Annotated in this window: 9 protein-coding genes; 4 read left to right on the top strand and 5 right to left on the bottom strand. The window is 37.1% G+C overall.

What is annotated here, in order from left to right:
* The 4 genes from asnS to AACZ30_RS11850 all read left to right on the top strand — a co-directional run.
* A partial coding sequence (gene asnS / locus AACZ30_RS11835; RefSeq protein WP_339649548.1) for an asparagine--tRNA ligase occupies window positions 1–950 on the top strand: 950 nt, incomplete at its 5' end.
* Between the two features lie 188 nt (window positions 951–1,138).
* Window positions 1,139–2,008 (top strand): RluA family pseudouridine synthase, encoded by an 870-nt coding sequence (locus AACZ30_RS11840; protein ID WP_339649549.1) that lies wholly within the window; start codon window positions 1,139–1,141, stop codon window positions 2,006–2,008.
* Window positions 2,009–2,150: 142 nt separating this feature from the next.
* Window positions 2,151–3,617 (top strand): RNA polymerase factor sigma-54, encoded by a 1,467-nt coding sequence (rpoN, locus tag AACZ30_RS11845; protein WP_339649550.1) that lies wholly within the window; start codon window positions 2,151–2,153, stop codon window positions 3,615–3,617.
* A complete protein-coding gene (locus AACZ30_RS11850; protein WP_093306455.1) occupies window positions 3,617–4,222 on the top strand; it encodes a hypothetical protein in 606 nt (201 codons plus the stop codon). The genes rpoN and AACZ30_RS11850 overlap by 1 nt, the downstream gene beginning before the upstream one ends.
* On the opposite strand, the gene AACZ30_RS11855 is transcribed toward AACZ30_RS11850, so the two are convergent.
* The 5 genes from AACZ30_RS11855 to AACZ30_RS11875 all read right to left on the bottom strand — a co-directional run bounded on the left by AACZ30_RS11855 (window position 4,217) and on the right by AACZ30_RS11875 (window position 7,436).
* Window positions 4,217–4,942 carry a porin family protein gene (locus AACZ30_RS11855; protein WP_339649551.1) on the bottom strand — a complete coding sequence of 242 codons (726 nt, stop codon included), beginning with the start codon at window positions 4,940–4,942 and terminating at the stop codon, window positions 4,217–4,219. The genes AACZ30_RS11850 and AACZ30_RS11855 overlap by 6 nt on opposite strands.
* A 103-nt stretch (window positions 4,943–5,045) precedes the next feature.
* The gene (locus AACZ30_RS11860) at window positions 5,046–5,528 is read right to left on the bottom strand and encodes a biopolymer transporter ExbD (protein ID WP_339649552.1); all 483 of its coding nucleotides are present in this window, start codon (window positions 5,526–5,528) and stop codon (window positions 5,046–5,048) included.
* Between the two features lie 36 nt (window positions 5,529–5,564).
* A complete protein-coding gene (locus AACZ30_RS11865; protein ID WP_075325124.1) occupies window positions 5,565–6,176 on the bottom strand; it encodes a biopolymer transporter ExbD in 612 nt (203 codons plus the stop codon).
* Between the two features lie 4 nt (window positions 6,177–6,180).
* Window positions 6,181–6,555 (bottom strand): hypothetical protein, encoded by a 375-nt coding sequence (locus AACZ30_RS11870; RefSeq protein ID WP_339649554.1) that lies wholly within the window; start codon window positions 6,553–6,555, stop codon window positions 6,181–6,183.
* Window positions 6,556–6,632: 77 nt separating this feature from the next.
* Window positions 6,633–7,436, bottom strand: coding sequence for a MotA/TolQ/ExbB proton channel family protein (locus tag AACZ30_RS11875; protein WP_075325126.1), 804 nt, complete (start codon window positions 7,434–7,436; stop codon window positions 6,633–6,635).
* Window positions 7,437–7,486 lie beyond the last annotated feature (50 nt).

The raw sequence follows: 7,486 nt of genomic DNA on the forward strand, positions 1-7,486 counted from the left end.
ATGCCGAAGGTGCTGGTGAAATGTTTAGAGTTAGCGCTTTAGATATGGAAAACCCACCAAAGAATGAAGGTGGCAGTATAGATTTTCGTGAAGATTTCTTCGGAAAAGAAACTAATTTAACGGTTTCAGGACAACTGGAAGGTGAAGCCTACGCGATGGGACTTGGGCAGATCTATACTTTTGGCCCAACATTTAGAGCTGAAAATTCTAATACTTCCCGCCATTTAGCTGAATTCTGGATGATAGAGCCTGAAGTTGCTTTTTGTGATCTGGACGGCAATATGGATCTAGCTGAAGACTTTATAAAATATGTACTAAAATATATTTTAGATTACTGCCAGGACGACCTTGAATTTTTAGACAAACGTTTTAAAGCTGAAGAAGAAGCCAAACCTAAAGCAGACCGCAGCGGATTGGGATTATTGGAGAAACTTCATTTTGTAATAGATAACAACTTTAAGAGAGTTAGTTATACTGAAGCTATCGAAATCCTTAAAAATTCAAAGCCCAATAAAAAGAAAAAATTCAACTATATAATTGAAGAATGGGGCGCCGATCTGCAAAGTGAACACGAACGTTTTTTAGTTGAAAAACATTTTAAATGCCCGGTAATTTTATTTGATTACCCTGCAAATATCAAGGCCTTCTACATGCGTCTTAATGAAGATGGAAAAACCGTAAGAGCAATGGATATCCTTTTCCCCGGGATTGGAGAAATTGTTGGTGGTTCGCAAAGAGAAGAGCGTTTAGATGTACTTCAAAATAAAATGAAAGAGTTAAATATAGATGAAAAAGAACTTTGGTGGTACTTAGACACGCGAAAGTTCGGAACCTGTGTTCACAGTGGCTTCGGTCTCGGGTTTGAAAGACTGGTACAATTTGTAACCGGAATGGGAAATATTAGGGATGTAATTCCTTTCCCTAGATTCCCCGGAAATGCCGAATTCTAAGAATTAGATATATTCAAACCTCACAGTTTTTAAATAACTGTGAGGTTTTTTTAATCAAATCGTCACCGTCAAGCTGAACTTGTTTCAGCTTCTAAGATGATTTTAATTTTGTACACGTTAGATCCTGAAATAAATTCAGGATGACTATCTTAAAAACTTGTTAAGATTTCTCCCAATAGACTCTCCCATTGAAAATCAAAGAAACGCATATTGTTCCCGCCATTGCTGAGAAAATCAGGCTGCAGGAATACGCGGTTTCTATTTTTACTTCACTTCCCACCAAAAGTTCGCTTAAAAAAGCTTTAAAGAAAGAACTTATTCTTTTAAATGGCCAAACTGCAAAAACTTCAGACTGGATTCATGAGGGTCAAAAAATAGAGCTTCTTGAGCCTAAAATTGAGGAAAAGAAAGTGTTCACTTTAAAATTGGAAATAATTTATGAAGATGAATTCCTTGCAATAATTCATAAACCAGCCGGAATTCCCACTAGTGGAAATTATTTTAAAACCATTGAAAACGCCCTTCCTTTTAATTTAAAGGAATCTAAAGCCAAAGATGCACTACCCGCTCCCCTACCCGTTCACCGTTTAGACAACCCAACTTCGGGTTTATTGCTCATTGCGAAAAGCAAAGCGGTGCAGGTAGATTTAAACAGGTTATTTGAAGAAAAAAAGATTCAGAAAAGTTATCACGCGCTTGTTTTTGGAAGTCTTTCTGCTTCAGTTATTTTAAAGGATAAAATTGAAGAAAAAGATGCTGAAACCCACATTGAGGTACTAAAACATTTTCAGCTTAAAAACGAAAATTTCAGCCTGGTTAAAGCTTTTCCTAAAACCGGTAGAACCCACCAAATTAGAATTCATCTTGCAAAACATAGAAATCCAATTGTGGGCGATAAACTTTATGGTAAACCTTCAAAAATCATAAAAAAAGGTGGCTTATTTCTAGCAGCCACCGGGCTTGAATTTATACATCCTGTGAATAAAAATAATTTGAATTTAGAACTTCCGCTTCCGAAGAAATTCAGGGAAATTAAGAGTTTCTCTAAGAATACTTAACAAAATTTTACCACAATCATTTACTATGCCAAAGGCTGTGTCGCATTGTTTTGCTTATTTTTGTAGTAAACAACAATTGTTTTGACCTTGCGTTAAAAATAGAATAAATCTCACCGGCAAGTGAGTAAAGGAAAATAAATATATGCTTAAACAGCAATTAAATCTCAAATTATCCCAAAAGCTTTCCCCCCAGCAAATCCAGCTGATGAAGCTTATACAACTTCCTACGCAGGCTTTTGAGCAGCGTATAAAACAGGAGCTGGAAGAAAATCCGGCTTTGGAAGATGGTAAGGTGGAAACCAAGGATGAATATGAGGAATATGAAGACGATTACAGTGATAGAGAGCGAGAAGATGAAGGAACCGAATCTATTGAAGCTGAAATTGATGTTGATGAGTATTTAAGCGACGATGAAGTCCCAAATTACAGGTTACAGGCAAATAATTACAGCGCAGACGATGATGAGAAAAGCGTGCCTTACGCTTCGGGAACTTCGTTTACACAATATCTTACCACACAATTAAGTACGCTTAGGTTTGATGAAACCGAAGAACAAATTGCCGCTTTTTTAGTAGGTAGTGTAGATGAAAGTGGTTATTTGAGAAGAGAACTACAGGACGTGGTAGACGACCTGGCTTTTACCCAGAATATTTATACAGATGAAACTGCGGTAGAGAAAGTACTGAAAAAGGTGCAGGAACTTGATCCAGCCGGCGTAGGCGCCAGATCGCTTCAGGAATGTCTACTTATTCAATTAAGACGCAAAGAGCCGACAAAAGGCGTAGAAATGGCTGAAGACATACTGGAAAGATCTTTTGATCAATTCAGTAAAAAACATTACACCAAAATTCTTTCAAGACACGATATTTCTGAAGATGAATTAAGGGAAGCCATAGATGTTATTGAACATTTAAATCCAAAACCCGGCGGTTCTTATTCAGGGAATACACGAATGGTAGAACACGTAATTCCAGATTTTACCATTAAAATTGTAGATGGCGATTTAGAACTTAGTTTAAACGGAAGAAATGCACCACAAATGCACGTCTCTCGTGATTATAGCGATATGCTGAAGGGTTACAAGGAATCTAAAGAAAAAACAAAAGCGCAGAAAGATGCGGTGATGTTTATAAAACAGAAACTGGATGCTGCAAAGTGGTTTATTGAAGCTATAAAACAAAGACAGCAAACCTTAATGGTAACGATGAGTTCTATTATGAACTATCAAAAAGAATATTTTCTTACCGGCGACGAGCGAAATTTACGCCCAATGATTTTAAAAGATATTGCCGATGAGATTGAAATGGATGTTTCTACCGTTTCGCGTGTGGCCAATAGTAAATATGTAGATACTCCTTACGGAACAAAACTTATAAAAGAATTCTTCTCTGAATCTATGAAAAACGACCAGGGAGAAGATGTTTCTACCCGGGAGATTAAAAAGATCCTGGAGATGTCTATTGAAGAGGAAGATAAGCGCAAACCGCTTACCGATGAGAAGCTCGCTAAGGTTTTAAAAGATAAAGGTTATCCAATTGCCAGGCGAACCGTAGCGAAATACAGGGAGCAATTAGATATTTCGGTTGCAAGATTGCGAAAAGAGATTTAATGAAATTCCTTTTAAAAAGCGCCTCCTTTATATTTCATCCGCTTTGGATACCGCTGGCAGGGAGTTTACTTTATTTTTTATTTACACCGCGATTTTTTCCGCCGGGTGTAATGCAGGCAAAACTTCTCGCCATTGCAATTTTAACCGTATTTATTCCCGTGGTATTCTACTTTTTGCTTAAAAACCTGGGAAAGGCTCAATCAATCTTTTTAGAAGATGTACGCGAGCGTAGATGGCCTTTGCTTTTCTTTGCCATTTTAATCACCATGGTGCTCAACCAGATTTTGAATGCTTATAATTATGCCGCATTATATTATTTTTTTGTAGGTATTCTTTTTTCCACTTTACTGGCCTTTACTCTAGTATTATTCCGGTTAAAAGCAAGTTTACATATAATGGCGCTTAGCGGGCTTATAATATTCTTAATAGGTGTAAGCCTCAACTTTCAATTAAACTTAACCTACACCATTAGTTTTTTAATTCTCGCGCTGGGTATTACTGCTTCCTCAAGGCTTTATTACAAAGCACACACCTATAATGAACTTTTACTTGGTTTATTTTGTGGGGTAATTCCGCAGTCTTTGGTTTTATATTTCTGGTTATAGAATATAGAACATAAGTCCAACCCTAAAGACCGAAATATCTATAGTCTCTTCATTTAAACGAGCTTCAGGAAAAAGGGAATTTAGGCTGTAATAAACATGAAAATTGAAAGTATTATAGCCAAAAGTAAAGGTTGCCCCCAGCCGGAAACGATCTAACTCTGGCACATCAGTTTGAACCACCTGATTATCTGGTTGTACAAAATTACTCCTAAAATGATAGATATAACCGAATTTTAATCCGGTATAAATTCTCCAAAATTTATAAGTTTCTGGAGTGGAAGTACGCCAGCGAAACTCCAGGGGAGCTTCAATTAATTGTGCAGTAAAGCGATTTGTACTATAATCAATGTCTCGTGTTAAGCTTCTAAAGATGGTTTCTCCGTTATCATCTTCCCCTATAAACAAATTGTGACTATAGCTATTCAAAGACCAGCCTAAACCGGCTGCAATAGCGATATTTCGACGTTTATTTATGGGGAAATCTCTTGTGAATCCGGTGTGAATCCCTCCGGAAAATCCAGATTGGGATATAGCTTCAGGTTTGTTGCTTATTAAATTAAAGGTTAGCCCTACGTAAAACTGATCTTCCCGGTACAAACTATCTATTACCACCGGAACGGAGTCTGGGATGCTTTTTAATCTAATTTCTTCTTCGGTTTGGGCCAATAACGGCGTAGAAAAAAATATAAAGAAGAAAACAAGGTAGTATATTCTATTCATTTTAAACCACGGCTATATTGAGTTTAAAGATAAAAAAACATCCTGCCAAATATTATATTTTGACAGGATGTTTATACAGTTTTGAAAAAATACCTATTGGTAATTATTGCATATTTTGCAGTGCGTCACCTTCTTTAGTGGTATAGTTAATTTTAAGAGCTTCAGCTTTTCTCAATTCTTGTTTGATATCTGAAACCAATCCCATATTTGTTTCTTCATCTACCTTAAGGGCAGTTGTAAGATATGGTACTAACTCTTCACGCTTAGTTTCCCTTTCAGCAAAAATGAATTGTTGTACTTCGCCAACACTGGCAAACTTATCATTTAACTGAATCCTTGCCTCACTACCAAATCTTTCCTGATAGCGTGGGCTGGGTTTACCGGCGTAAATGTACATTACAAGATCCTTCTTATCCAGTTTTTCAACCTGATCAGCGAATGGAAGTTTATTTTCAACCATTAACGTATTCTGACGCATCACGGTAACAACCATAAAGAAGAACAGTAACATAAATACAATATCTGGTAAGGATGCTGTACTAATGGCTGGTTGCCCTTCGCTCTTTTTCTTTTTGAATTTAGACATAATTAAGTCTTAAATTTAAGTTTTATATTAAGGTTATTAACTCGTAGGCTCGGCTTCAGAAAGCTTTTGAGGGATCATATCTTTAATAAGTTCAATTCTCTCCTTCAAAGTTTCTTTATCACCTTCGCTTGTACGTGAGTCGTTATACCTGGCTTCCATTGCTGTAAAGCTAGTACCAAATAAACGTTCGGCTTCCCTATCTCTAAGTTGGTTATAAGCCGCTACAAGTTCGTTTTGTACCGCGATATAAGTTCCATACTCGGTTCCCCTGTTATTTACCAAAGAAATAATAGCTTTCGTTGGGTTAACAGAAGAAGCTGGGTCTCCGGCTCCCTGGCAGAAGTCACAAGCCTCTTCGCCTGTTCCTCCTCCATTGTCAAGAAATTCTACAGCTGCCTGTCTTAATTCCTCAATCTCCATCTCCTCATCTTCTACCAGTAATTGGTTATTTGCATTAACCAGTACCTGGAAGATGTTTCGTTCTTTAATTACCGGCGGATCCTGTTCTTCAGGCTGCCATTCAGGCAACTTCCTGCTAATCCCGCTATCTGTCTCAATGGTTGTTGTTACCAGAAAGAAGATTAGTAGCAAGAAAGCAATATCGGCCATAGAACCGGCATTAACCTCTGGTGCTTCTCTTCTTGCCATATTCTTATTTAGTTAATTTTTTAACTCCTGAAATAACCATTGCTAAAATTGCAATTCCAGCAAGGATATAGAATGTTACTAAACCTGCACTTATCCAATGAGCCGCGTTAGCAGAGAGTATATCTCCATCTTTAAGGGTCATTTGAGTTCCATCGGTTACAAGGTATGCAATTACAATAACTGCAATAAATGCACCAACAGCGATAAGTGTGTTTTTAATATTTCCTTTAAACAGACCTTTTATCACAAAGATTGCAACCAATACAAGAACAACCAGTAACACGAAATAAGACAAATACATTATTGGTGTAAGCAGACTATTCTGTAAATCGGCCGAGGCCTCTATAGCATCACCGTCTTCGGCAAGGATCCTTCCCAAAAGGATAAGACCTACAACGCCTAATACGATAGATACATATTTTAATATTTTATGTAAAGTCATAATTTAATCTGGTCTTAGATTCTTTTTTTGTTTTTGTAAGCTACCAACATATCGATAAGAGTGATAGATGCATCTTCCATATCGTTTACAATACTATCTATTTTAGCGATAATATAGTTATAAAATATTTGAAGAATAATAGCCACGATCAAACCAAATACGGTTGTAAGAAGTGCCACTTTAATACCTCCGGCAACAAGAGACGGTTGCATATCACCAGCAGCTTCAATTCTATCGAAGGCGGTAATCATACCAATTACAGTACCCATGAAACCAAGCATAGGAGCAATAGCGATAAATAAAGACAACCAGGAAACGTTTTTCTCTAACTGTCCCATTTGTACTCCACCGTAAGCTACAACAGCTTTTTCTGCCGCGTCAATACTTTCGTCTGCACGGTCAAGACCCTGGTAGTAGATAGAAGCAACAGGTCCTTTTGTATTTCTACAAACTTCCTTAGCAGACTCTACACCACCACTATTTAAAGCGTCTTCTACATCTCTAGCCAATTTTTTGGTGTTAGTTGTAGAAAGGTTTAAAAAGATAATTCTCTCTATGGCAACAGCCAAACCAAGAATTAAACATAAAAGAACAATCCCCATAAATGCAGGACCACCTTCTATAAATCGTTTTTTAAGTTCCTGATGAAAACCAAGAGTTTCTTCCTCTGCCTCATCTGCGGCAGCTGCAGCCTCTTCATCTTGTACAAAGTTTACAATTGTACCAGGTAATGTGTTAACATTATTGGCCGCATTAAGGTTTCCGGCTCCAAGTACCATCACCGCGGCGATTACCAAAATAGAAAATAATCTTTTCATTACTGTTTGTCTTAATTTAATTAGTTAAAGGGTTAAAGATATAAAAATAA

The organism is uncultured Salegentibacter sp. (genome assembly GCF_963972535.1).
Classification (GTDB): Bacteria; Bacteroidota; Bacteroidia; order Flavobacteriales; family Flavobacteriaceae; genus Salegentibacter.

Bases quoted from the DNA above. Each gene is read 5' to 3' on its own strand.
- rpoN (WP_339649550.1), top strand. From the start codon at position 2,151: ATGCTTAAACAGCAATTAAATCTCAAATTATCCCAAAAGCTTTCCCCC.
- AACZ30_RS11850 (WP_093306455.1), top strand. From the start codon at position 3,617: ATGAAATTCCTTTTAAAAAGCGCCTCCTTTATATTTCATCCGCTTTGG.
- AACZ30_RS11855 (WP_339649551.1), bottom strand. From the start codon at position 4,942: ATGAATAGAATATACTACCTTGTTTTCTTCTTTATATTTTTTTCTACG.
- AACZ30_RS11860 (WP_339649552.1), bottom strand. From the start codon at position 5,528: ATGTCTAAATTCAAAAAGAAAAAGAGCGAAGGGCAACCAGCCATTAGT.
- AACZ30_RS11865 (WP_075325124.1), bottom strand. From the start codon at position 6,176: ATGGCAAGAAGAGAAGCACCAGAGGTTAATGCCGGTTCTATGGCCGAT.
- AACZ30_RS11875 (WP_075325126.1), bottom strand. From the start codon at position 7,436: ATGAAAAGATTATTTTCTATTTTGGTAATCGCCGCGGTGATGGTACTT.